General features: G+C 72.9%; 5 protein-coding genes. 4 read left to right on the forward strand and 1 reads right to left on the reverse strand.

Annotated elements, in window-relative coordinates; translation table 11 throughout:
- Positions 1 to 35 precede the first annotated feature (35 nt).
- The gene (locus ABZ562_RS15800) at positions 36 to 1,490 is read left to right on the forward strand and encodes a sugar porter family MFS transporter (RefSeq protein WP_361478826.1); all 1,455 of its coding nucleotides are present in this window, start codon (positions 36 to 38) and stop codon (positions 1,488 to 1,490) included.
- Here the strand turns inward: ABZ562_RS15800 and ABZ562_RS15805 are convergent.
- Positions 1,475 to 3,880, reverse strand: a complete 2,406-nt coding sequence (locus ABZ562_RS15805; RefSeq protein ID WP_361478829.1) for an excinuclease ABC subunit UvrA — start codon at positions 3,878 to 3,880, stop codon at positions 1,475 to 1,477. The genes ABZ562_RS15800 and ABZ562_RS15805 overlap by 16 nt on opposite strands.
- A gap of 235 nt (positions 3,881 to 4,115) precedes the next feature.
- Between ABZ562_RS15805 and ABZ562_RS15810 the strand changes: the two genes are divergently transcribed.
- The 3 genes from ABZ562_RS15810 (at position 4,116) to ABZ562_RS15820 (ending at position 26,664) form a co-directional block, all read left to right on the forward strand.
- Positions 4,116 to 4,211, forward strand: coding sequence for a hypothetical protein (locus ABZ562_RS15810; protein ID WP_361478832.1), 96 nt, complete (start codon positions 4,116 to 4,118; stop codon positions 4,209 to 4,211).
- 389 nt (positions 4,212 to 4,600) lie between these two features.
- Complete coding sequence (locus ABZ562_RS15815) at positions 4,601 to 7,429, forward strand: AAA family ATPase (protein WP_361478835.1); 2,829 nt, start codon at positions 4,601 to 4,603, stop codon at positions 7,427 to 7,429.
- A 224-nt stretch (positions 7,430 to 7,653) separates the two neighbouring features.
- A complete protein-coding gene (locus ABZ562_RS15820; RefSeq protein WP_361478838.1) occupies positions 7,654 to 26,664 on the forward strand; it encodes a type I polyketide synthase in 19,011 nt (6,336 codons plus the stop codon).
- Positions 26,665 to 26,712: the final 48 nt, after the last annotated feature.

Raw genomic sequence — 26,712 nt, forward strand, 5'->3', positions numbered from 1 at the left:
CCCACACCCTCACGCCGTTCGGCAAAGGACTGACCATGGACGTCAGGGACGACGCAGCACGCCCCGCCCCCGCCCCGCCCATCGACGACGCCCCGGCGGCGGTGACCCGGCGGCTGCGGGTCATCACGATCATCGCCACGTTCGGCGGGCTCCTCTTCGGCTACGACACCGGTGTCATCAACGGCGCCCTGCCCTATATGACCGACGATCTGGGCCTGACCCCCGTCACCGAGGGCATGGTCACCAGCTCGCTGCTGCTGGGCGCGGCACTGGGCGCCGTCGCCGGAGGGCGGCTCTCGGACGCGCGGGGGCGGCGGCGCAACATCCTGCTGCTGGCCGTGGTCTTCTTCCTGGCCACGCTCGGCTGTACGCTCGCCCCGAACACCGAGGTCATGATCGTGGCACGGTTCGCGCTCGGCCTCGCGGTCGGTGGCGCCTCGGTGACCGTGCCGGTCTACCTCGCGGAGGTCTCGCCCGCCGAGCGGCGCGGCGCGCTGGTCACCCGCAATGAACTCATGATCGTCAGCGGTCAGCTGCTGGCCTTCACCTCCAACGCGGTCATCGCGCGGGTGGGGGGTGAGTCCGGTGGCGTCTGGCGCTGGATGCTGGTCATCGCGACCGTCCCGGCCGTGGTGCTCTGGTTCGGCATGCTGGTGATGCCGGAGAGCCCCCGCTGGCTGGCCTCCCAGGGCCGTTTCCACCAGGCGTTCGAGGTGCTCCAGCAGATCAGGTCGCGGGCGCGGGCCGAGGCCGAGCTGAGCGAGGTGTCCGCGCTCGCCGTCAAGGACGAGCAGGCGAAGCTCGGCGGCTGGCAGGACATGAAGGCCACTCCGTGGATGCGCAAGCTGATGTTCGTGGGGTTCGGCATCGCGATCGTCCAGCAGATCACCGGTGTCAACACGATCATGTACTACGGAACGCAGATCCTCACCGACGCCGGTTTCACCTCGGACAGCGCCCTCACCGCGAACATCGCCAACGGCGTGATCTCGGTCCTCGCCACCTTCGTCGGCATCTGGCTGCTCGGCCGGGTCGACCGCCGTCCCATGCTGATGACCGGCCAGCTCGGCACGACCACCGCCCTGCTGCTCATCGGCGTGTTCTCGATCGTCCTGCCCGAGGGCACGGTCCGTGCCTTCGCGGTGCTGGCCATGACGGTGACGTTCCTCGCCTTCCAGCAGGGCGCGATCTCGCCGGTCACCTGGCTGATGCTCTCCGAGATCTTCCCGACCCGCATGCGCGGGTTCGGGATGGGCATCGCGGCCGTGGTGCTGTGGCTGACCAACTTCCTGATCGGCCTGGTCTTCCCGTCGCTGGTGTCCGCGATGGGGATCTCCAACACCTTCTTCCTCTTCGTGGCGGCGGGCGTCTGCGCGCTCGTGTTCGTGAAGGCCTACGTCCCCGAGACCCGGGGGCGCACCCTCGAAGTCCTCGAGGCGGAGCTGCGCGCCCGGTTCTCCCGGAGCGATGCCGGTCAGGCGCCGACGTAGGCCGCCAGGTGTTCGCCGGTGAGGGTGGAACGGGCGGCGACGAGGTCGGCGGGGGTGCCCTCGAAGACGATCCGCCCGCCGTCGTGGCCGGCGCCGGGACCGAGGTCGATGATCCAGTCGGCATGTGCCATGACCGCCTGGTGGTGCTCGATGACGATGACCGACTTGCCGGAGTCGACGAGCCGGTCGAGCAGGCCGAGCAGATGCTCGACATCGGCGAGGTGCAGACCGGTCGTCGGCTCGTCGAGGACGTAGACGCCGCCCTTCTCTCCCATGTGCGTGGCCAGCTTGAGCCGCTGCCGCTCGCCGCCGGACAGGGTGGTGAGCGGCTGGCCCAGGCTGAGGTAGCCGAGCCCGACGTCGGCGAGGCGGCCGAGGATGCGGTGGGCGGCCGGGGTGCGTGCCTCTCCGGCGCCGAAGAACTCCTCGGCCTCGGCCACCGGCATCGCCAGCACCTCGCTGATGTCGCGGCCGCCGAGGCGGTGGTCCAGCACCGAGGGCTGGAACCGCTTCCCGTCGCACTCCTCGCAGGTGGTGGAGACACCGGCCATCATCGCCAGGTCGGTGAAGATGACACCGGCGCCGTTGCAGTGGGGGCAGGCGCCCTCGGAGTTGGCGCTGAACAGCGCCGGCTTCACGCCGTTGGCCTTGGCGAACGCCTTGCGGATCGGGTCGAGCAGTCCGGTGTACGTCGCCGGGTTGCTCCGCCGGGAGCCGCGGATCGCGCTCTGGTCGACCGCCACCACCCCCGCCTCGACGGCATCCGGACGGCCCACCAGCGAGCCGTGCAGGAGCGAGCTCTTGCCGGAACCGGCCACGCCGGTGACGGCGACCAGCACCCCGAGCGGGATGTCGACGTCGACGTCGCGCAGGTTGTGCGCGGTCGCGCCGCGGATCGGAAGCGTGCCGGTGGGCTTCCGTACCGTCTCCTTGAGCGTGGCCCGGTCGTCGAAGTGGCGGCCGGTGATGGTGCCGCCGCTCCGCAGTCCCTCGACCGTGCCCTCGAAGCAGACGCCGCCGCCCGCCGTACCGGCGCCGGGGCCGAGGTCGACGACATGGTCGGCGATCGCGATCGTCTCCGGCTTGTGCTCCACCACCAGCACCGTGTTGCCCTTGTCCCGCAGCCGCAGCAGCAGGTTGTTCATCCGCTGGATGTCATGGGGGTGGAGCCCGATGGTGGGCTCGTCGAAGACGTACGTGACGTCGGTGAGCGAGGAGCCGAGGTGGCGGATCATCTTGACGCGCTGCGCCTCGCCGCCCGACAGCGTGCCCGACGGCCGGTCGAGCGCGAGATAGCCGAGGCCGATCTCCACGAACGAGTCGAGGGTGTGCCGCAGCGCGGCGAGCAGCGGCGCCACCGACGGCTCGGCCAGGCCGCGAACCCACGCCGCCAGGTCGCTGATCTGCATCGCGCAGGCGTCGGCGATGCTGATTCCGCCGATGCGGGAGGACCGGGCGCCCTCGGTGAGCCGGGTGCCGTCGCACTCGGGGCAGACGGTGAAGGTGACGGCCCGGTCGACGAACGCCCGGATGTGCGGCTGCATCGCCTCCCGGTCCTTGGCGAGGAACGACTTCTGGATCTTGGGGATCAGCCCCTCGTAGGTGAGGTTGACGCCGTTGACCTTGACCTTGGTCGGCTCGCCGTGGAGGAAGTCCCGCATTTCCTTCTTGGTGTACTCGCGGATCGGCTTGTCCGGGTCGAGGAAGCCCGACTGGGCGTAGAGCCCTACGGTCCACACGTTGTCCGACTTCCAGCCGGGGATGGTGAACGCGCCCTCGGCGATCGACTTGGAGTCGTCGTAGAGCTGCGTGAGGTCGATGTCGGAGACCGTGCCCCGGCCCTCGCAGCGCGGGCACATGCCGCCGGTGCGGCTGAAGGTCGCCTTCACGGTCCTGCTGTTGCCGCGCTCCACGGTGATCGCGCCGCTCGCCCGGACCGAGGGGACGTTGAAGGCGAACGCGCCGGGCGGGCCGAAGTGGGGCTGCCCGAGCCGGCTGAAGAGGATGCGCAGCATCGCGTTGGCGTCGGTGGCGGTGCCGACCGTGGAGCGGGGGTCGGCGCCCATGCGCTGCTGGTCGACGATGATCGCGGTCGTCAGCCCGTCGAGCACGTCGACCTCGGGCCGGGCCAGTGTCGGCATGAAGCCCTGCACGAAGGTGCTGTAGGTCTCGTTGATCATCCGCTGGGACTCGGCGGCGATCGTGTCGAACACCAGCGAGCTCTTGCCCGAGCCGGAGACACCGGTGAACACTGTCAGCCTGCGCTTGGGGATCTCGATGCTGACGTCCTTGAGGTTGTTCTCGCGCGCGCCGTGCACGCGGATCAGGTCATGGCTGTCGGCAACGTGCGGCGCAGGCGACTGCGGTCCCGTCTTCATGGTCATGCTCATCCTGTCTCCCTGGTAGGGGACGGGCCCGCCCTCGCGGTCCCGCGTCGGCGTCGCCTGGCTCGACCCGACCGGCTTCGAGCAGTATGTCTCGCCCCCCGCGACCGCGCTTCTCCATCTCTGACCGGTCCGGCCGCCCGCCCGGCGGGGTCCTCGCCTCCACCGGAACCGGCGAAGCGGACAACCTGTACGGCGACGACGGCAACGACATCCTGCGCGCCGGGCCGACCACGACTACGTGCACGGCGGCAAGGGCGACGACACGCTGTACGGCGGCAAGGGCCAGGACACGCTCTCCGGCGGCCCGGGCACCAACAAGGTGTACCAGGGCTGACGGCCGGCCCGTCGCCCCAGGCCGCGGCGGTCACCGTCGCGGCCTTCGCCGTGCCGCGCCCCGGTCCGTGACCATGCCTTCTGGTCTCGATGCGTGACAGGTGTCTACAACAAAATACCCTGTTTCTCTACGGCTTTGGTATTTGCATGACTCACGCCGCACACAAGGAATTCATCGCTCCGGAAAGACCCGGCCGAGCCTCCTTCATGGAAACCGTGTGCCCGCGGACTAAGATTTCCCTAGGAACACCCCCGAGGGGTGTTCCGCGGCGTCGCGCCGAATATCCTACCGCCCGGATAGTGGCTGAATGAAGGCCGCGAACTTCCAGCATTGACGAGTCCGTTCCGTTCCGGGCGTGCTGGAAATCGGAACCGGCTTCGCGATCAAAGATGCCGACAGGGGGAAGCTCAGCAGTGTTGGTGGAACGAAGAAAATTACTGGAACAGCTCGATGATCTACTGACGCAGTCCGCGCGGGGCAGGGGGGTCATCGCGGCGGTCAGCGGATCGACGGCGATGGGCAAGACCACGGTGCTCAACGCGCTGGCGGAGCGGGCCACCGCGGCGGGCAGCACGGTGCTCGGCGTGGTGAGTTCGCCGCACGAGCGCGACGTCCCGTACAGCGCGCTCACCCAGCTCCTGCACGCGGTGCAGGCGGTGCGGGGCCCACGGCCGGATGGGGCCGATGGGGCCGCCATCCCGGTCCCGCCCGTGGCGGAGGACGACTCCGTGGCCGTCGCACGGCAGACGTACCAGATCATCGCCGACCTGGCGGCCCGGCATCCGCTGCTGATCGCAGTGGACGACATCCAGCACACCGACACGGCCAGCCTCTCCTGCCTGCGCTACCTGGCGCAGCGGCTGAACCGGCTCCCCCTCGCGCTGGTCTTCACGCGCGGTGTCTCCGTGGAGGAGCAGCCGCCGCGCATCCTCCACGATCTGCTGTACCGGACGAGTGTGCGCCGTTTCCACCTGGGGCCGCTCTCCCGGGTGGGTATGAGGGAGCTGGCCGCGAACCCGCCCTCGTCCTCTCCGTCGGACCGGTTCCTCGCCGAGGTCCACACCCTGAGCGGCGGCAATCCGCTGCTGGCCCAGGCGCTCATCGAGGAGCACAGGCTGCGCGCCGCGCCCGAATCCGCCACCGGAGCCCCGCCGGACAGCGACGGGAGCGCGCCGCTCCCCGAGGGCGGGGTGGCGCTCGGCCCGGTCTTCCATCAGGCGGTCCTCGCCTATCTGCACCGGATCGGCCCGCGCGCGGTCCTGCTCGCCCGGTGTGTCGCGCTGCTGGACGAGGCGGCCACGCCGCTGCTGCTGAGCCGGTTGAGCGGCATCGACACCGAACTGCTGAAACGCTACCTCCGGTTGCTCACCGGCATCGGCGTGCTGGGCGGCGCGCGGCTGCGGCACGCGGGCGTACGGCAGGCGGTCCTCGGCGAGATGCCGCACGAGGAGGCCACGCAGCTGCGGTATCGCGCCGCCCGTCTGCTGTACGACAGCGGGGCGCCGCCGCAGGCGGTCGCCGCGCATCTGCTCGGCGTCGGTCCGCTGCACGAGGACTGGGTGCTGGGCGTGCTGCGCGAGGCCGCCTGCCAGGCCCTGGACGACGGCGACGTACAGCGCGGCATCCGGTGCCTGGAGCTGGCCCGCGAATGCTGCGTGGACGAGGCGCAGCGCCTGTCGGTGAAGTCGCAGTTCGCCTGCGGGCAGTGGCAGCTGCGGCCCGCCGACTCGGCCCCGCACTTCCTCGCGCTCAAGGGCCCCATCGTCGAAGGCAAGCTGACCGGGGTCGACGCGCTGTGGGCCGCCGAGGGCATGCTGTTCCACCTCGGCTTCGACGAGGCGCTGGAGGCCGTCGACCAACTCAACGGCGACGACGAGGAGATGGCGACCGCGCTGCACGGCACGCGGATGCTGATGGCCTCGGAAGTCCCCGGCGTGCTCGACCGGCTGAGCCGTCCGCTGCCGGCCTCCGCCGCCCCGGCCATGTCCCACTCCGAGCTGCGGGCCCGGCACGCGCTCGCCCTGGTCCTGGAGCGGGGTGCCGACGAGTACGCCATCGCCCTGGCCGAGCAGGTGCTCCAGAGCCGTGAGAACGCGGCGACCTCGCAGCTCAGCAGCCTGCCCAAAGCGCTGCTCGCCCTGTGCTACGCGGATCGGATCGACGCCGCCGCCACGTGGCACGACCTTCTGGCGGGCGACGCGGGACGCCATGACGCCCCGGCCTGGCGGGCGCAGATCGCCTGCGTCGGCGCTCTCGTCTCGCTGCGCCGCGGACGGCTGGCCGACGCCGTGCGGCAGGCGGAGACGGCGTACGCCAGGCTGTCCGGGCCGCGGTGGAACGTCAGCAGCGCGCTGGCGCTGGCCATACTGATCGAGGCGCACACCGCGATGGGCGACCACCAGGCCGCGGCCGGGTACCTGACGCCGGAGCCACCGCCGGAGCTGTTCCTCACCCGCGCCGGGCTGCACTATCTGTACGCGCGCGGGCGCCACCACCTGGCCACCGGCAACACGTATCTGGCGCTGTCCGACTTCCAGGGGTGCGGCAGCCTGATGCGGCGCTGGAACGTCGATACGCCCGCCGTGGCGCCGTGGCGGCTGGGCGAGGCGGAGGCGTGGCTGCGGCTGGGCGACCGGGAGCGGGCGGCCCGGCTCGTGGAGAAGCAGCTCGCCAGGCCGGACTCCGGGCTCACCCGGTCGCGAGGAATGGCGCTGCACGGCCTGGCCCTGGTGCAGCCGGTCACCCAGCAACCGCCCGTCCTGCGGGACGCGTTCCGCCTGCTGGAGGGCAGTGGCGCACGGTACGAGGCGGCCGCCGTGCTGGCCGATCTCAGCCGCGCGTACCAGCAGCTGGGCGACAAGCGGGCCCGGCCGACCGCGCGGCGGGCGTGGCGGCTCGCCAAGAGCTGCCAGGCGGAGTTCCTGTGCCAGGAGCTGCTCCCGACGTCCACGCCGCGGAGCATCGGCCCCCGGGGGAGCGCGGGCTCCCGCGGTGGCGACCGCGCCGACCACGACAGCTTCGGCGGGCTGAGCGAATCCGAGCGGCGCGTCGCCATGCTGGCCGCCCAGGGGTACGCCAACCGGGAGATCGCCGACCGGCTGTTCATCACGGTCAGCACCGTGGAGCAGCATCTGACGCGGGTCTACCGCAAGATGGGCATCAGAAACCGCGAGCAGCTGTTGCAGGGGGCCCACGCCGTCAGCTACGAGTCCGCCTGACCCGTTCCGCCGCGCCTTGGCGAGGGAGCGTCGTCCGCCCGTCCCGTTGTCCGACGGGGCGGGCGGACGCGCTGTTTCCGGCGGCCCGTTCGCCGTATGAGACACGGTCTCCTAGGGGGCTCTACGGGTAGCTAGGGGCGGGTGGCGAAGCCGACGATCGTGCCTCAGGACGAACGCCAGCCCGGCGTTTTCGACAGCGCGCGATGAGGGAGGCACTCGCCACCATGACGAGTGATCTTGTTCACGGTACTGATGCCATCGCAATCACCGGCGTGTCGTGCCGCCTCCCCCAGGCGCCCGACCCCGGCGCCTTCTGGGAGTTGCTGCGCGCGGGCCGCAGTGCGATCACCGAGGTGCCGCCGGACCGCTGGGATCCGGACGCGGTGCTGCCGGGCGAGGGGGAACGGCATCGGGCCGGGCTGCGCCACGGAGGGTTCCTCGACCGGGTGGACGCGTTCGACGCGGCGTTCTTCGGCATCTCGCCGCGCGAGGCGGTGGCGATCGACCCGCAGCAGCGGCTGTTCGCCGAACTGGCCTGGGAGGCGCTGGAGGACGCGGGCATCGTCCCCGAGACGCTGCGCTCCACGGCGACGGGCGTCATGGTCGGGGCGATCGCCGGTGACTACGCGGCGCTGGCGCAGCGCGGCGGCGCGATCACCCAGCACTCGCTGCCCGGGCTGAACCGCGGTGTCATCGCCAACCGGGTCTCCTACGCGCTGGGTCTGCGCGGCCCGAGCCTGGCGGTGGACACCGCGCAGTCGTCGTCGCTGGTGGCGGTGCACCTCGCGGTGGAGAGCCTGCGCAAGGGCGAGTGCACCCTGGCGCTGGCGGGCGGGGTGGCGCTCAACTTCGCTCCCGAGAGCGCCGAGGTCGCCGGGCGGTTCGGCGGACTGTCGCCGGACGGGCGCTGCTTCACCTTCGACGCGCGCGCCAACGGCTACGTACGCGGCGAGGGCGGCGGCGTCGTGGTGCTGAAACCGCTGACGGACGCGGTACGCGACGGGGACACGGTGTACGGGGTGATCCTCGGCAGCGCGGTCAACAACGACGGCGCCACCGCCGGGCTCACCGTGCCCAGCGCCGAGGCCCAGGCGGCGGTGGCGCGGCGGGCGTGCGAGGACGCGCGGGTGGATCCGGCGCGGGTGCGCTATGTGGAGTTGCACGGGACGGGCACGCCGACGGGCGATCCGCTGGAGGCGGAGGGCGTGGGCGCCGCGTACGGCAGCGCGCGGCCCGCGGGCTCGCCCGTTCTCGTCGGCTCGGCCAAGACCAACGTCGGGCATCTGGAGGGCGCGGCCGGGATCGTCGGGCTGATCAAGACGGCGCTGAGCATCCGGCACCGGGAGATCCCGGCGAGCCTGAACTACCAGGCGCCGCATCCGCGCATCGACCCCGAGGCGCTGAACCTGCGCGTCCGGACCGCGTGCGGCCCGTGGCCGGACGGGCCGCTGCTGGCCGGGGTGAGCTCCTTCGGCGTGGGCGGGACGAACTGCCACGTCGTGCTGGGCGAGGGGCCGGAGCGGGCCGCGCAGGACGCTTCGGGAAGCGGTGAGCCGGTGATCCCGCTGGCGCCGTGGCTGGTGTCGGGGCGTACGGAGGCGGCGTTGCGCGCCCAGGCCGGGCGGCTGCTGGAGCGGCGTACCCCTGACGGCGACTCGGATCCGTACGACGTCGGCTGGTCGCTGGCCCGCACCCGCACCCACTTCGAGCACCGCGCCGTGGCCCTCGGGCTCGACCACGACGCGCAGCTGGAGGCGTTGCGGACCGGGGCCGAACTGCCGGGGCTGGTCACGGGTGTCACGGGCGACCACGGCAAGGTGGCGCTGGTGTTCCCGGGGCAGGGGTCGCAGTGGGAGGGCATGGCGCGCGAGTTGCTGCGTACGTCGGCGGTCTTCCGTGCCTCGATCGAGGCGTGCGACGCGGCGCTCGCCCCGTACGTCGACTGGTCGCTGCTGGACACGCTGACCGCCGGGACCGGCGCGCCGTCCCTCGACCGCGCGGATGTCGTGCAGCCCGTGCTGTTCGCGGTGATGGTGTCGCTCGCCCGGGTGTGGGAGTCGCTGGGCGTGCGGCCGGACGCGGTGGTGGGGCATTCGCAGGGCGAGGTGGCCGCGGCGCACATCGCGGGAGCGCTCAGCCTGGAGGACGCCGCCCGGGTGGTGGCGCTGCGCAGCCGGACCATCATGACGCTGGCGGGCACCGGGGCCATGGCGTCGGTGCCGCTCCCGGCCGACCGGGTCGCGGACTACATCGCCGGCTTCGGCGAGGGCCTGAGCATCGCCGCGGTCAACGGGCCCGGCGCCACGGTGGTGTCCGGGGCCCCGGAGGTGGTGGCCGCGCTGCTGGCCCGCTGCGAGGCGGACGGGATCCGGGCGAAGGCCGTCCCCGCCGTGGACTTCGCCTCGCACTCGCCGCATATGGAGGCCATCCGGGAGCGGTTGCTGGAGCAGCTCGCGGGGGTGACGCCGCGCTCGTGTGACATCGCGTTCTATTCGACGGTCACGGCAAGCGCCATCGACACGGCCGGGCTGGACGCCGGGTACTGGTACACCAACCTCCGTCAGCCCGTCCTCTTCGAGGCGACGCTCCGGGCCATGGCGGAGGCGGGCTTCGGCACGTATCTCGAGTCGAGCCCGCATCCCGTGCTCACCCTCGGACTGCGCGAGACGCTGCCGGAGGCGCTGGTCGTGGGGTCGCTGCGGCGCAACGAGGCGCCGTGGCCGCCGCTGCTGACCTCCCTGGCGGAGCTTCATGTGCGCGGGCTGCCCGTGGACTGGCCGGCCGTGTTCGCGGGGCGGACGCCGCGCCGCGTGGCGCTGCCCACGTACGCCTTCCAGCGCGAGCGCCACTGGCCGGAGGTGTCCGCCGCGTACGAGCCCACGGCCCCGCGCGAAGAGGCCGAGCGCGCGCAGGCCCCGGTGTCCGGCTCCGGAACGACGACGTGGCCGGAGCGGATCGCCGGGCTGCCGGAGGACGAGCGGCACCGTACGGCGCTGGAGCTGGTGCGGCTGCGCACGGCCATCGTGCTGGGCCACCTGAGCACGGACACGGTGGACGTCGACCGGGCGTTCCGTGAGCTGGGCATGGACTCCACGATGGCGGTCCAGCTGCGGCAGAACCTGGTGGACGCCACCGGGCTGGCGCTGCCGGAGACCGTCGTCTTCAACCACCCGAGCCCGTCCCGGCTGGCGCGGAAGCTGTGCGAACTGGCCCTGGGCGAGGACACGTCGCCCGCCACGTCCGCACCGCGCGCGGTGGACGCCGACGACCCGATCGTGGTCGTCGGCATGGCCTGTCGCTTCCCCGGTGGCGCCGGTTCGCCCGAGGAGCTGTGGCGGCTGGTCGACGGCGGTGTGGACGCCATCTCGGGCTTCCCCACCGACCGGGGCTGGGACCTGGACGCCCTGTACGACCCCGAGCCGGGGGTGCGGGGCAAGACCTACACCCGGCACGGCGGGTTCCTGGACGACGCCGCCGGGTTCGACGCGGAGTTCTTCGGCATCAGCCCGCGCGAGGCCACCGCGATGGACCCGCAGCAGCGGGTGTTGCTGCAGGTCACCTGGGAGGCGTTCGAACGCGCCGGGATCGACCCGGGCACGCTGCACGGCAGCGGCACCGGGGTGTTCGTGGGCGCGATGTCACAGGAGTACGGCCCCCGGCTGCACGAGGGCGACGACGGGCTGGGCGGCTATCTGCTCACCGGCAACACCGCGAGCGTCGCGTCGGGACGGCTGGCCTACACCTTCGGTCTCGAGGGTCCGGCGGTGACGATCGACACGGCCTGCTCGTCGTCGCTCGTCGCGATGCACCAGGCGGTGCAGGCGCTGCGTGTCGGGGACTGTGGGCTGGCGGTGGCGGGTGGCGTCACGGTGATGGCGACCCCGGGCATGTTCGTGGAGTTCGGGCAGCAGCGCGGACTGGCCGCGGACGGCCGGTGCAAGTCGTTCGCGGCCGGTGCCGACGGCACGATCTGGGCCGAGGGCGCGGGCATGGTCCTGCTGGAACGCCTCTCCGACGCCCGGGCCAACGGACACCGTGTTCTTGCCGTCATCCGAGGATCTGCGGTCAACCAGGACGGTGCCAGCAACGGCCTGACCGCGCCGAACGGACCGTCGCAGCAACGCGTCATCAACGCCGCCCTGGCGAACGCCGGGCTCACCCCGGACCAGGTGGACGCGGTGGAGGGCCACGGCACCGGCACCACCCTGGGCGACCCCATCGAGGCGCAGGCCCTGCTCGCCACCTACGGCCAGGGGCGCGAGGAGCCGCTGTGGCTGGGCTCGCTGAAGTCCAACATCGGCCACGCCCAGGCGGCGGCCGGTATCGGTGGCGTCATCAAGATGATCCAGGCCATGCGCCACGCCACCCTGCCCAGAACCCTCCACGTCGACGAGCCCAGCCCGCACATCGACTGGACCACCGGCCGTGTGCGACTGCTCACCGAGGCCCGGCCCTGGCCGGAGAACGGCCACCCCCGCCGGGCCGCCGTATCCTCCTTCGGCATCAGCGGCACCAACGCCCACCTCATCCTCGAAGCCCCGCCCACGCCCGAGGACGCGCAGGAGCAGCAGGACTCGGGCGCTCCCCAAGGAGCCGTGCTCCCGTGGGTGCTCTCCGCCAAGTCCGAGCAGGCCCTCCGCGACCAGGCCCGGCGGCTGCGCGGCCACCTGGCCGGCCACCCGGGCCTCACACCCGCCGCCATCGGCCACTCCCTGGCCACCACCCGCGCCCACTTCACCCACCGGGCCGCGGTGGTGGCGGCCGACCGCGAGGCGTTCGACCGGGCCCTGGACGCCCTCACCCGCGGCGAACCGTCGCCCGCCCTGCTGCGCGGCACCGCCCGCCCCGGCAGGACCGCCTTCCTGTTCACCGGCCAGGGCAGCCAGCGGCTGGGGATGGGCCGGGGGCTGTACGAGGCGTTCCCGGTGTTCGCCCGCGCCTTCGACGCGGTGTGCGCCGTGCTCGACCCGGCGGTGCGCGAGGTGATGTGGGGCGACGAGGAGGCGCTGCACCGTACGGAGTCCGCCCAGCCCGCGATCTTCGCGGTGGAGGTGGCGCTGTTCCGGCTGCTGGAGTCCTGGGGCGTACGGCCCGATGTCGTCGCCGGTCACTCGATCGGGGAGCTGGCCGCCGCGCAGGTCGCCGGGGTGTTCTCGCTGGAGGACGCCGCCGCGCTGGTCACCGCGCGGGGGCGGCTGATGGGGGCGCTGCCGCCCGGCGGTGCGATGGTGGCGGTCGAGGCCACCGAGGAGGAGGTGGCCCCGTATCTGACGGAGCGGGTGGCACTCGCCGCGGTCAACAGCCCCACCTCCGTGGTGCTCTCGGGTACCGAGGACGCCGTCGCCGCCGTCCTCGAACGGCTCGGTGAGCGCCGTACGAACCGCCTCACGGTGTCCCACGCGTTCCACTCGCCGTTGATGGACCCGATGCTGGAGGACTTCCGCGCGGTCGCCGAGGGCGTGACGTACGCCGAACCGCGCGTTCCGGTGGTGGCGGACGGCGATGTGGCCACCGCGGAGTACTGGGTGCGGCATGTGCGCGGCACCGTCCGGTTCGCCGACGCGGTGACCCGGCTGGAGGCCGAAGGCGCCACCCATTACGTGGAGTTGGGGCCGGACCGCGTTCTCACCGCCATGGTCCGCCACAGCCTCACCGACCCCGACGCCGCCACCCTCGTCCCCACCCTCCACCGCGACCGCGACGAGCCGCAGGCGCTGATGGGCGCCCTCGGACGGCTGCACGTCCATGGTGTCGCCGTCGACTGGGCCCGCCTGTACGGTGACGCCACGCACCCGGTTGTCGACCTGCCCACGTACCCGTTCCAGCGCGAGCGCTACTGGCTGGACACGCCGAAGCCCACCGTGGGCGCCGACGGCCTGGGGCTGACCGCGACCGGCCACCCGATCCTGACCACCGCGGCCGAATTGCCCGACCCGGGCGGGCTGCTCCTGACCGGCCGGGTGAACGCCGCCACCCCCGGCTGGGCGGCCGACCACGCCGTCTTCGGCACACCCGTCATGCCGGGCGTGGCGTTCGTGGACATGCTGCTGCACGCCGCGGCGCGGACGGGGTGCGCCCGCGTCGAGGAGCTCACCCACCACGTCTTCCTGGCCCTCCCCGAGCACGGCGCCCTCCAACTGCGGGTCCTGGTGCGGACGGCGGACGACACGGGGCGGCGGGCCTTCGCCGTCCACTCACGGCCCGAGGACGCCGCGCCGGGCACCGACTGGACCTGCCACGCCACCGGCGCGCTCGGCGCCACCGCGGAGGACACCGGCGCGCCCGCCGACCCGGTCTGGCCCCCGGCCTCCGCCGAACCCCTCGACACCGACGGCTTCTACCGGCGGATCGCCGACGCCGGTTTCGGCTACGGCCCGGTCTTCCAGGGGCTCAAGGCCGCCTGGCGGGACGGCGACGCACTGTACGCCGATGTCGCCCTGCCCCCGGGCACCGCGCCCGGCCCGTACGGCGTCCACCCCGGGCTGCTCGACTCCGCGCTCCACCCGATCGCGCTGGCCGCCAGCGATTCCGAGGACGGCACGCTCCAGGTGCCGTTCTCCTGGAGCGGCGTGACCCTCCACACCACCGGCGCACGCGCCCTGCGGGTCCGGCTCACGCGTCTCGCGCCGGATTCGGTCGCGCTGCGGGTCATGGACGCGTCCGGGGCGCCGGTCCTGACCGTCGAATCCCTCGCCCTGCGCGCGGTCGGCCCCGAGCAGCTCGCCGCGGCCCGGCCCGACCGCGACGGCGCGCTCCACGAGGTCACCTGGCGCGCGGTGGCCACGCCACCGGACGCCGCCGCCTCCCCCGAGGGGGCAGGGTGGGCCGTGGTCGGGGACGCGGGCGACCGGCTGGTCGCCGCGGCGCTGGCCGCGCTCGGCCCCGCGACCGAGACGTACCCGGACACCGAAGCCCTGCGCACCGCGCTGCGGTCCGGCGCGGCCCGGCCGGAGGCGGTACTCGCCCGGTCCGGCGAGGCGGTTGAAGACGGCGCCGAGGCGGCCGAGGCGGCACACGCCGCGACCGACCACGCCCTGGAGCTGCTGCGGACGGTCCTGGCCGACGCGGGGCCGGGCGCCCGCCTGGTGGTCCTCACCGAGGGCGCGGTATCCACCGGCGCGGACCGGACCGGCGCCGATCCGGCCGCCGCGTCGGTGTGGGGCCTGATCCGCTCGGCCCAGACCGAGCACCCGGACCGGTTCACCCTCCTCGACCTCGACGGCTCACGGGCCTCCGAAGAGGCCATCGAGGCGGCCCTGGCCACCGGGGAACCACAACTGGCGTTGCGCGAGGGGCAGTTACTCGTACCCCGCCTGACGCGTCTGGCACCGGAACCGCCCGCCTCCCCCGTCACCGCGTTCGACGCGCGACGCACGGTGCTCATCACCGGCGGCACCGGCGCCCTCGGCGCCCTCCTCGCGCGCCACCTGGTCACCCGGCACGGGGTCAGGAGGCTGCTGCTGACCAGCCGGAGCGGCCCCGGCGCGGCGGGCGCCCTCACCGAGGAGCTGACCGCTCTCGGCGCCGAGGTCACCGTCGCCGCCTGCGACGTCGGCGACCGCGACGCCCTGGCCGCGCTGCTGGCGGCCCTGCCCGGGGAACACCCGCTCGGCGCGGTGGTGCACTGCGCGGGCGTCCTGGACGACGGCGTGGTCACCGACCTCGACCGGGACCGGCTGGGCACGGTGCTGCGCCCCAAGGCGGACGGCGCGTGGAACCTCCACCTGGCGACCCGGGACGCGGACCTGAGCGCGTTCGTGCTGTTCTCCTCCGTGGCCGGCACCCTGGGCACCGCCGGGCAGGCCAACTACGCCGCCGCCAACGCCTTCCTCGACGCGCTCGCCCACCACCGCCACGGACACGGTCTGCCCGCCACCTCCCTCGCCTGGGGCCTGTGGGCCGAGGACGGCGGCATGGGCGGCACCCTGGACCGGCGTGGCCTGGCCCGTATGAGCCGCGAGGGACTGGCGCCGATGCCCACCGCGCGGGCGCTCGCGCTCTTCGACGCGGCCCTCGCGGCCGAGCGCACGGTGCTCGTGCCCACCGGCCTCGATCTCACCGGCGCACACGCGCAGCGGGCGTCGAGCCCGCTGTCCCCGCTGCTCGCCGACCTGCTTCCCGCGCAGGCCGTCGCGCCCACCGGCCGGGAAAGCGACAGCGGGCAGGACACGTCCCTGCGCGGGCGGCTCGCCGGGCTGCCCGAGGCCGAACAGCGGGATCTGCTGCTGGACGTCCTGCGCCTGCACATCGCCACCGTCCTGGGCCACAGCTCGCCGCCCGCCATCGACCCCGGCACCTCGTTCAAGGACCTGGGATTCGACTCGCTCGCGGGCATCGAACTGCTCATCGTCCTGGGCGAGGCCCTGGGGCTGCATCTGCCGTCCACCATGCTGTTCGACCACCCCACACCGGCCGCCCTGATCACCTACCTCAGGGACGAACTGGCCGGTGACGCCCCGCCGCCGGAGGTCCCCGCCGTGGCGGCGGACACCGCGAGCACCCCACGCGCCGCCGGCACCGGGGCCGCCGACGCCGCCGCGCCCACCCCGCACGACGACGAGCCGATCGCGGTCATCGGCATGGGGTGCCGTTTCCCCGGTGGCGCCGGCACACCGGAGGAGCTGTGGCGGCTGGTGGCCGAGGGCCGCGACGCGGTGGGGGCGTTCCCCGACAACCGCGGCTGGGACCTCGACGACCTGTACGACCCCGACCCGGATGTGCGCGGCAAGACCTACGCCCGCGAGGGCGGCTTCCTGTACGACGCGGCCGAGTTCGACGCCGAGTTCTTCGGCATCAGCCCCCGCGAAGCCCTCGCGCTCGACCCCCAGCAGCGGCTGCTCCTGGAAACCGCCTGGGAGACGTTCGAGGACGCGGGGCTCCGGCCCGACACGCTGGACGGCAGCGCCACCGGCGTCTTCGCCGGAGTCGTCACCCAGGAGTACGGCTCCCTCGTCCACCAGGGCAGCGAGCCCGTCGACGGCTTCCTGCTGACGGGGACGACGGCGAGCGTGGCGTCCGGCCGCGTGGCGTACACCTTCGGCTTCGAGGGCCCCGCGGTCACCGTCGACACCGCCTGCTCCTCCTCGCTGGTGGCCCTCCACATGGCCTGCCAGTCGCTGCGGAGCGACGAATGCTCCATGGCGCTGGCCGGTGGCGCCACCGTGATGGCGAACGCCGGGATGTTCCTGGAGTTCAGCCGCCAGCGCGGGCTGGCCCCGGACGGCCGCTGCAAGTCGTACTCGGCCGCCGCCGACGGCACCATCTGGGCCGAGGGCGCGGGCATGGTCCTGCTCGAACGGCTCTCCGACGCCCAGGCCAACGGACACCGTGTTCTGGCCGTCATCCGAGGCTCGGCCGTCAACCAGGACGGTGCCAGCAACGGCCTGACCGCGCCGAACGGCCCGTCGCAGCAGCGCGTCATCAACGCCGCCCTGGCGAACGCCGGGCTGACCCCGGACCAGGTGGACGCGGTGGAGGGCCACGGCACCGGCACCACCCTCGGCGACCCCATCGAGGCCAAAGCCCTGCTCGCCACCTACGGACAGAACCGCGAGGAGCCCCTGTGGCTGGGCTCCTTCAAGTCCAACATCGGCCACGCGCAGGCCGCCGCGGGCATCGGTGGCGTCATCAAGATGATCCAGGCCATGCGCCACGCCACCCTGCCCAAGACGCTCCACGTCGACGAGCCCAGCCCGCACATCGACTGGACCACCGGCCGTGTGCGACTGCTCACCGAGGCCCGGCCCTGGCCCGAGAACGGCCACCCCCGCCGGGCCGCCGTGTCCGCCTTCGGCATCAGCGGGACGAACGCCCACCTGATCCTGGAGCAAGCGCCCGCCACGCCCACGCCGGAACCCACGGCGAACACCACCACGGTCCCCTGGGTCCTGTCCGCCAAGACCGAGCAGGCCCTCCGGGCCCAGGCCCAGCAGTTGCGCACCCACCTCGAGGTGAGCCCCGAGCTGCCCCCGGATCGAGTCGCCCACGCACTCGCCACCACACGGTCCCTGTTCCACCACCGGGCCGTGGTCATGGCGGATGAGCGCGAGTCCTTCGACCACGCGCTCAACGCCCTCACCCGTGGCGAACCGTCCCCGGCCGTCGTGCGCGGCACCACCCACCCGGGCAAGACCGCGTTCCTGTTCACCGGCCAGGGCGCCCAGCGGGCAGGCATGGGACGCCGGCTCTACGACACCCACGCCACCTTCCGCGACGCGTTCGACGAGGTCTGCGCCACGCTGGACCAGTACCTGGAGGCCGAACAGCCCCTCAAGGACGTCATCTTCGCCGAGGACCAGGGCCCGCTGAACCAGACCCGGTACACCCAAGCCGCCCTGTTCGCCCTGGAGACCGCCCTCTACCGCCTCGTGGAGTCCTTCGGCATCACCCCCGACTACCTCACCGGCCACTCCATCGGCGAACTCACCGCCGCCCACATCGCCGGAGTCCTCACCCTGGACGACGCCTGCTATCTGGTGGCCGCCCGCGGTTCACTGATGCAGGCGCTCCCCGCCGGGGGTGCCATGATCTCCGTACGGGCCACCGAGGAGCAGCTACGACCGCTGCTGGCAGGCCGTGAGCACGAAGTGGCCATCGCCGCCATCAACGGCCCCACCTCCCTGGTCATCTCCGGCGACGAACAAACCACCACCGGCATCGCCGCCGCCCTGACCGAACGCGGCATCAAGACCCGCAGGCTGACCGTCTCCCACGCGTTCCACTCCCCCCACATGGACCCCATGCTGGAGGAATTCGCCCGCGTCGCCGCTGAACTCACCTACCACTCCCCCACCATCCCCCTCGTCTCCAACCTCACCGGCGAGCTGGCCGACCCCGACGAGATCACCACCCCCACCTACTGGGTCCGCCACGTCCGCGAAGCCGTCCGCTTCGCCGACGGCATCACCACCCTCCACACCCACGGCGTCCGCCACTACCTCGAACTCGGACCCGACGCCACCCTCACCACCATGGCCCAGGACTCCCTACCGGAAGACACCGACGCCACCACCCTCATCCCCGTCCTGCACCGCGACCGGGACGACAACCACACCTTCCTCACCGCCCTGGCCACCGCACACACCCACGGCCTCCCCGTCGACTGGACGCCCCTCATCGGCGAAGCCGGCGCCCCCACCGTCGACCTCCCCACCTACCCCTTCCAGCGTCAGCGCTACTGGCTGGAGAGGACCAGGCCCACCGCGGGTGCCGACGGTCTGGGGCTGACGGCGACCGGCCATCCGGTGCTGACCACCATGGCCGAACTCCCCAATGGGGGCGGGCACCTCTTCACCGGTCGTGTCTCCGGATCCGACCCCGCCTGGGTGGCCGAACATGCCATCTTCGGGTCGATGATCGTGCCCGGTGTGGCGTTCGTCGATCTCCTCCTCCACGCGGCACGCCACGTCGACTGCGGCCACATCGAGGAACTCACCCACCACGTGTTCTTCGCCGTGCCGGAACGCGGCGCTCTCCAGCTCCGGGTCCTCGTCGAAGCGGCGGACGACTCCGGGCGGCGCTCCCTCGCGGTCTACTCCCGGCCGGAGGACGCCCCGGCCGAGAACGAGTGGACCTGCCATGCCACGGGAGTGCTCGCGGCCGAGGAGAGGGAAGCGCCCGCGACGGCAGGGGTGCTGACGGACGAGGTCTGGCCCCCGGCCGCCTCGGTCCCCATGGACACGGAGGAGTTCTACCGGCGGGTCACCGGTGCGGGCTTCGGCTACGGACCGCTGTTCCGGGGGATGCGCGCGGCCTGGCGGGACGGGGACACCACGTACGCGGAAGTGTCCCTCCCCGCCGACGCCGATCCCGGCGCGTACGGCATCCATCCCGGTCTGCTCGACTCGGCCCTCCAGCCCGCGGCGCTCGTCGCGGGACGCGAGGCGGCGGACGACACCATCAGGGTGCCGTTCTCGTGGAGCGGTGTCTCCCTCCACGCGACCGGGGCGAGGGCCCTGCGGATCCGTCTCATGTGGCCCACGCCGGACACGGTGTCGCTGGTCATCGCGGATCAGACGGGTGCGCCGGTGATGACGATCGACGCCCTCATCATGCGGTCGGTCGGCCCCGACCAACTCGCCGCCGCGCGTGCGGCCGACGCCGGAGAGCTGTACGAGGTCGACTGGCTCGCCGTCCCGGCACCCGAGGACGGGATACAGGACACGGTCGAGGTCCCGCAGGACGCGGTGGCGCTCCCGACCGCGCAGCGGGACGACGACTCCACCGGGCCCGAGGTGTTCGTCACGTGGTGCGTCTCCGAGAACGACGCCGACCCGGCGCAGTCGACCCGCTCCCTCACCCATCGCGTCCTCGGTCTGGTCCAGGCGGTCGTTTCCGACGACCGGCCGGACTCCCGCCTGGTGATCCTCACCAGGGGCGCGATGTCCACCGGCACCGGCGACGAGCCGGCCGACCTGGCCGGAGCGGCGGTCTGGGGACTGATCCGCACCGCTCAGTCGGAGCACCCGGACCGGTTCACCCTGATCGACCTCGACGGCTCGGATTCCTCACTGAGCGCCGTCCCGGCCGCCCTCGCCACGACGGAACCGCAACTCGCCGTGCGCGACGGCGCGCTTCTGGCCCCTCGCCTCGCCCGCCCCGCCACCGAGACCGACACGCCGGGCACCGCTCCGGCGCCGTTCGATCCGGACAAGACGGTGCTCATCACCGGTGGCACCGGCGCCCTGGGCACGCTCCTCGCCCGCCACCTGGTCGGCACCTACGGCGTCAGGCGGCTGCTGCTCATCAGCCGGAGCGGCCCGCGGGCGGAGAGCACCCTCGCCGCGGAACTCGCCGAACTCGGCGCCGAGGCCACCATCGTGGCCTGCGACGCCGCCGACCGCCCGTCGCTGGAAGCGCTGCTCGGGAGCCTGCCGGCGGAGCATCCGCTCGGCGCGGTGGTGCACTGCGCCGGAACACTGGACGACGGCATCGTGACGGCGCTCAGCCCCGAGCGGTTCGACGGGGTGCTTCGCCCGAAGGTGGACGCCGCGTGGAACCTCCACCTCCTGACCCGCGACCTGGACCTGGACGCGTTCGTCCTGTTCTCGTCGGCGGTCGGTGTCCTCGGCTCGCCCGGACAGGCCAACTACGCGGCCGCCAACAGCTTCCTGGACGGCCTCGCCCGGCACCGCCGTGTGCACGGACTGCCCGCCACGTCACTCGCCTGGGGGCTGTGGGACCAGGGCGGCGGCATGGCCGGAACCCTCGATGAGCAGGACCGGGCACGCATGAGCCGCAACGGGCTGCTGCCGATGCCCGCCGAACAGGCGCTCGCCCACTTCGACGCGGCGCTCCGGGCCGACCCGGCGGTGGTGGTCCCGGCCAAGCTCGACCTCGCGGGGCTGCGGGCCCGCGCCACGTCCGTCCCCGTGGCACCGATCTTCCGCGGGCTGGTCCGTACGCCCCTGCGCAGCGCCGCCCGGACGGTCGCGGCCGGAGGGGACGCCGGCGGCCTGCGGCAGTCGCTCGCGGGACACCCCGAGCCCGAGCAGGACCGGATCGTCCTGGACTTCCTGCGCGGTCATGTGGCCACCGTCCTCGGACACGGCTCGCCCGACGCGATCGACCCCGCGCACTCGTTCAAGGACCTCGGCTTCGACTCGCTCAGCTCGGTGGAGCTGCGCAACTCGCTCAACAAGGCGTCCGGGATGCGTCTCCCGTCCACCCTGTTGTTCGACTACCCCACCCCCACCGTCCTCGCGAGCTACATCCGCGGCGAGCTGATGGGCAGTGGCCAGGCGGAGGCCGGTGCCGCCCAGGTGGCCCGGCGCACCGCCCGTACCGCACCGGCGCCCTCCGACACGGCCGAGCCGATCGCCATCGTGGGCATGGGCTGCCGTTTCCCCGGGGGCGCCAGTACGCCGGAGGAGTTGTGGCGGCTGGTGGCGGAGGGCCGCGACGCGGTGGGCGACTTCCCGGACAACCGTGGCTGGGACGTCGACGACCTGTACGACCCCGACCCCGATGTGCGCGGCAAGACCTATGTCCAAAAGGGCGGCTTCCTCTACGACGCCGACCGCTTCGACCCCGAGTTCTTCGGCATCACCCCGCGCGAAGCCCTCGCGCTCGACCCCCAGCAGCGTTTCCTTCTGGAGACGGCCTGGGAGACGTTCGAGGACGCCGGTATCCGGCCCGAGACCCTGCGCGGCAGCGCCACGGGCGTCTTCGCCGGAGTGGCCGCCCAGGAGTACGTCTCGCTGACGCATCACGGCGGTGAACCCGTCGAGGGCTATCTGCTGACGGGGACGACGGCGAGCGTGGCGTCCGGCCGGGTGGCGTACACGTTCGGCTTCGAGGGCCCGGCGGTCACGGTCGACACCGCCTGCTCGTCCTCGCTGGTGGCACTCCACTTGGCCTGCCAGTCGCTGCGCAGTGGCGAGTGCTCCATGGCGCTGGCCGGTGGCACCACGATCATGGCGAATGCCGGGATGTTCCTCGAGTTCAGCCGCCAGCGCGGGCTGGCGCCCGACGGCCGCTGCAAGTCCTTCTCGGCCGCCGCCGACGGCACCATCTGGGCCGAGGGCGCGGGCATGGTCCTGCTCGAACGACTCTCCGACGCCCAGGCCAACGGCCACCCCGTCCTGGCCATCGTCCGAGGCTCTGCGGTCAACCAGGACGGTGCCAGCAACGGCCTGACCGCACCGAACGGACCGTCGCAGCAACGCGTCATCAACGCCGCCCTGGCGAACGCCGGGCTCACCCCGGACCAGGTGGACGCGGTGGAGGGCCACGGCACCGGCACCACCCTCGGCGACCCCATCGAGGCGCAGGCCCTGCTCGCCACCTACGGACAGGATCGTGACGAGCCGCTGTGGCTGGGCTCCTTCAAGTCCAACATCGGCCACGCCCAGGCGGCGGCCGGTATCGGTGGCGTCATCAAGATGATCCAGGCCATGCGCCACGCCACCCTGCCCAAGACCCTCCACGTCGATGAGCCCAGCCCGCACATCGACTGGGCCTCGGGCAAGGTTCAGCTGCTCACCGAGGCCCGCGCCTGGCCCGAGAACGGCCACCCGCGCCGGGCCGCCGTGTCCTCCTTCGGCATCAGCGGCACCAACGCCCACCTCATCCTCGAACAAGCCCCCGACACCCCCGCCCCGGAGCCCATAACCCACCCGGCCACGGTCCCCTGGCTCCTCTCCGCCAAGACCGAACAGGCCCTCCGCGACCAGGCCCAGCGCCTCATCGGCCACACCGCCGGACACCCCGCCCGCATCGCCCACTCCCTGGCCACCACCCGCACCACCTTCGACCACCGGGCGGTGGTGGTGGCGGATGAGCGCGAGTCCTTCGACCGCGCGCTGGAGGCACTGACCCGGGGCGAACCGTCCCCGGCGGTGGTTCGCGGCACGCCGCACCCGGGCAAGACCGCGTTCCTGTTCACCGGCCAGGGCGCCCAACGGGCAGGCATGGGACGTCGGCTCTACGACACCCACGCCACCTTCCGCGACGCGTTCGACGAGGTCTGCACCACCTTGGACCAGTACCTGGAAGCCGAACAGCCGCTCAAGGACATCGTCTTCGCCGAGGACCAGGGCCCGCTGAACCAGACCCGATACACCCAGGCCGCCCTGTTCGCCCTGGAAACCGCCCTCTACCGCCTCGTGGAATCCTTCGGCGTCACTCCCGACTACCTCACCGGACACTCCATCGGCGAACTCACCGCCGCCCACATCGCCGGAGTCCTCACCCTGGACGACGCCTGCCACCTGGTCGCCGCCCGCGGCACCCTCATGCAGGCGCTTCCGTCCAGCGGGGCGATGATCTCCCTACGCGCCACCGAAGACGACGTTCGCCCCCTGCTCGAAGGCCGCGAACACGAAGTCACCATCGCCGCCGTCAACGGCCCCACCTCTCTGGTCATCTCCGGCGACGAACAAACCACCACCGGCATCGCCGCCGCCCTGACCGAACGCGGCATCAAGACCCGCAGGCTGACCGTCTCCCACGCGTTCCACTCCCCCCACATGGACCCCATGCTGGAGGAATTCGCCCGCGTCGCCGCAGAACTCACCTACCACTCCCCCACCATCCCCCTCGTCTCCAACCTCACCGGGCAGCTGGCCGACCCCGACGAGATCACCACCCCCACCTACTGGGTCCGCCACGTCCGCGAAGCCGTCCGCTTCGCCGACGGCATCACCACCCTCCACACCCACGGCGTCCGCCACTACCTCGAACTCGGCCCCGACGCCACCCTCACCACCATGGCCCAGGACAGCCTGCCCGAAGACACCGACGACACCACCCTCGTCCCCGTCCTGCACCGCGACCGGGACGACAACCACACCTTCCTCACCGCCCTGGCCACCGCACACACCCACGGCCTCCACGTCGACTGGACGCCCCTGATCGGCGACACCAGCACCCCCACCGTCCACCTCCCCACCTACCCCTTCCAACGCCGGCGCTACTGGCTGGAGACATCGAAGCCCAGCGCCCCGAACACCTCCACCCACCCTCTCCTCACCGCCGCGATCACCCTCCCCGACGGGGAAGGCGCCGTGTTCACCGGCGAGGTGTCGCTCAAGGCCCAGCCGTGGCTGAGCGATCATGTCGTCCACGGGACGGTCGTCCTGCCGGGCGTGGCCTTCGTGGATCTGCTGCTGCACGCGGCCGGGTATGTCGGATGCGACCAGATCGAAGAGCTGACCCACCATGCCTTCCTGGCCGTGCCGGAGCGGGGCGCCCGGCAGCTGCGGCTCACCGTGGGCGCCGCGGACGAGGCGGGACGGCGGTCGTTCTCGCTGTTCTCCTCGGAGAGCGAGGCGGCCGAGGAGACGGCCGAGTGGACCCGCCATGCCAGTGGCTTCCTCGCCGATGCGGCGCCCGCGCCCGCGTTCGACCTCACGGCGTGGCCGCCCGCCGAGGGCGAGCCGGTCGACGTCGAGGAGTTCTACCGCGGGTTCATCGGGCGCGGATACGAGTACGGGCCGCTGTTCCGGGGCTTCCGGGCGGGCTGGCGGGTCGGTGACACCCTCTACGCGGAGATCGCGCTCCCGGACGGCACGGACCCGGAGGCCTACGGCGTCCACCCCGCGCTGCTGGACTCGGCGCTGCACCCGCTGATGCTGTTCTGGTACGAGTCGGAGCGCGTACGGCTGCCGTTCTCCTGGAGCGGTGCGGCCTTGCACGCCGTCGGACCGACCCGGTTGCGGGTGCGGCTGACCCGTTCGGAGCGGGACATGATGTCCCTCTCCGTGGCCGACGCGACCGGCGCTCCGGTGCTCACCATCGCCGGGCTGGCCATGCGCGAGGTGGCCCCGGATCAGCTGGCCGCCGCGCGGGCCCGGCAGAGCGACGCACTGTACGAGCCGGGCTGGCTCCCCGTACCGGCGCCCGCGTCCCAGAGCAGCGGCCCGTGGGCGGTGATCGGCGTGGCGGAGGTGGCCGCGGCGCTCCGTACCGCCGGGATCGACGCGGTGGACCACCCCACCCTCGCCGCGCTCGGCGCGGAGGGCGCCAAGCCACCGCAGATCGTGGTGGCGGGGCCGGCCCGCTCCGATGGCGGTGACCTGGCGGCGGACGCGCACACCGCGGCCGCCGGACTCCTCGCCCTGGTGCGGGACTTCGTCTCCGACGACGCCCTCGCCGACGCCAGGTTGATGGTGCTGACCCGGGGTGCGGTGGCCGCCGAGGACGGCGAGCGGGTGCCGCATCCGGCGGCGGCCACGGTGTGGGGGCTGATGCGCACCGCGGACGCGGAGTATCCCGGCCGGTTCGTGCTCGTCGACCTGGACGAGTCGGACGCCTCGTACCGCGCGCTCCCGGCGGCGCTCGCCACGGGAGAGCCGCAGCTGGCCATCCGCGGCGGCGAGCTGCGCGTGCCCCGGCTGGTGCGGGCGACGCTGCCCACACCGGAAACACCCGAGACGGACGACGACGGGAACGGCGCAGGGCTCGACCCCGAGGGGACGGTGCTGATCACCGGTGGCACCGGCACCCTCGGCGGCCTGCTGGCCCGGCACCTCGTGGAGCGGCACGGCGTACGGCATCTGCTGCTGGCCAGCCGGCGCGGACCGGCGGCGGACGGCGCGGCGGAGCTGGCCGGGGAGCTGAAGGCGCTGGGCGCCGACGTGTCCGTCGCGGCCTGCGACACCGCGGACGCCGACGCGCTGGCCGGGCTGCTGCGGTCGGTTCCCGGCGCGCATCCGCTGACCGGGGTGTTCCACACGGCCGGGGTGCTGGACGACGCCGCCATCGCGTCGCTGACGCCGGAGCGGCTGTCGGCGGTGCTGCGGCCCAAGGTCGACGCCGCCTGGCATCTGCACCGGCTGACGGAGGACCTGGATCTGGCCGCGTTCGTGCTGTTCTCCTCCGCGGCCGGGGCGATCGGGAATGCCGGACAGGCCAACTACGCCGCCGCGAACACCTTCCTGGACGGGCTCGCCGCCCACCGCAGGGCGCGGGGATTGCCGGGCCTGTCGCTGGCGTGGGGCCTGTGGGCGCAGACCAGCGAACTGACCTCGGGGCTGGATCCAGTCGGGCGGGCGCGGCTGGGCCGCGGTGGCATCGCCGCGATGCCGACGGCGCAGGCGCTCGGCCTGCTCGACCTCGCGCTTCGCTCGCCCCGGGCGCTCCTGGTGCCCGCGAAGCTGGACCTGGCACGGCTGGGCGAGGGCGATGCCCCGGTCCCGCCGGTGTTGCAGGGGCTGGTCCGCTCCCGGACCCGGCGGGCCGCCGCCACGGGCGGCGCGGCGGACCCGGACACGCTGCGGCAGCGGCTCGCCCCGCACGACGAGGCCACCCAGCTGGACATCCTGCTCACCTATATCCGTGGGCAGGTGGCCGCGGTCCTCGGACACGGTTCGCCGGACGCCATCGACGCCGACAGCGGATTCCTGGAGATGGGGCTCGACTCGCTCACCACCGTCGAGTTCCGCAACAACCTCAACCACGCCACCGGTCTGCGGCTGCCGCCCACCACCCTGTTCGACTACCCCACGCCGGTTCAGCTGGCGTCCATGCTGCGTGCCGAGCTGGCACCCGACCGGGCCCCCGACGAGGTTCCGCAGTCGCTGGTGGCCGAGTTGGACCGGCTGGAGAGCGGTCTGCGCACGGCCGTCCCCGGTGTCCGTACGGCGGTGGCCGCGCGCATGCGGGCCCTGCTGCTGACGCTGGGCGGCTCGGAGGACGCCGCACCGGAGCAGCCGGGGCCGGAGGGCGTGACGATCGAATCCGCGACGGACGACGAGATCTTCGACTTCATCGACAACGAGCTGGGGCTCTCATGACCCGGTCAGGGGCCCGCCGACGGGCTCGGCAACCCAGGAGGAGCGGCG

It is taken from the genome of Streptomyces sp. NPDC019937 (assembly GCF_040631655.1).
Lineage (GTDB): Bacteria > Actinomycetota > Actinomycetes > Streptomycetales > Streptomycetaceae > Streptomyces.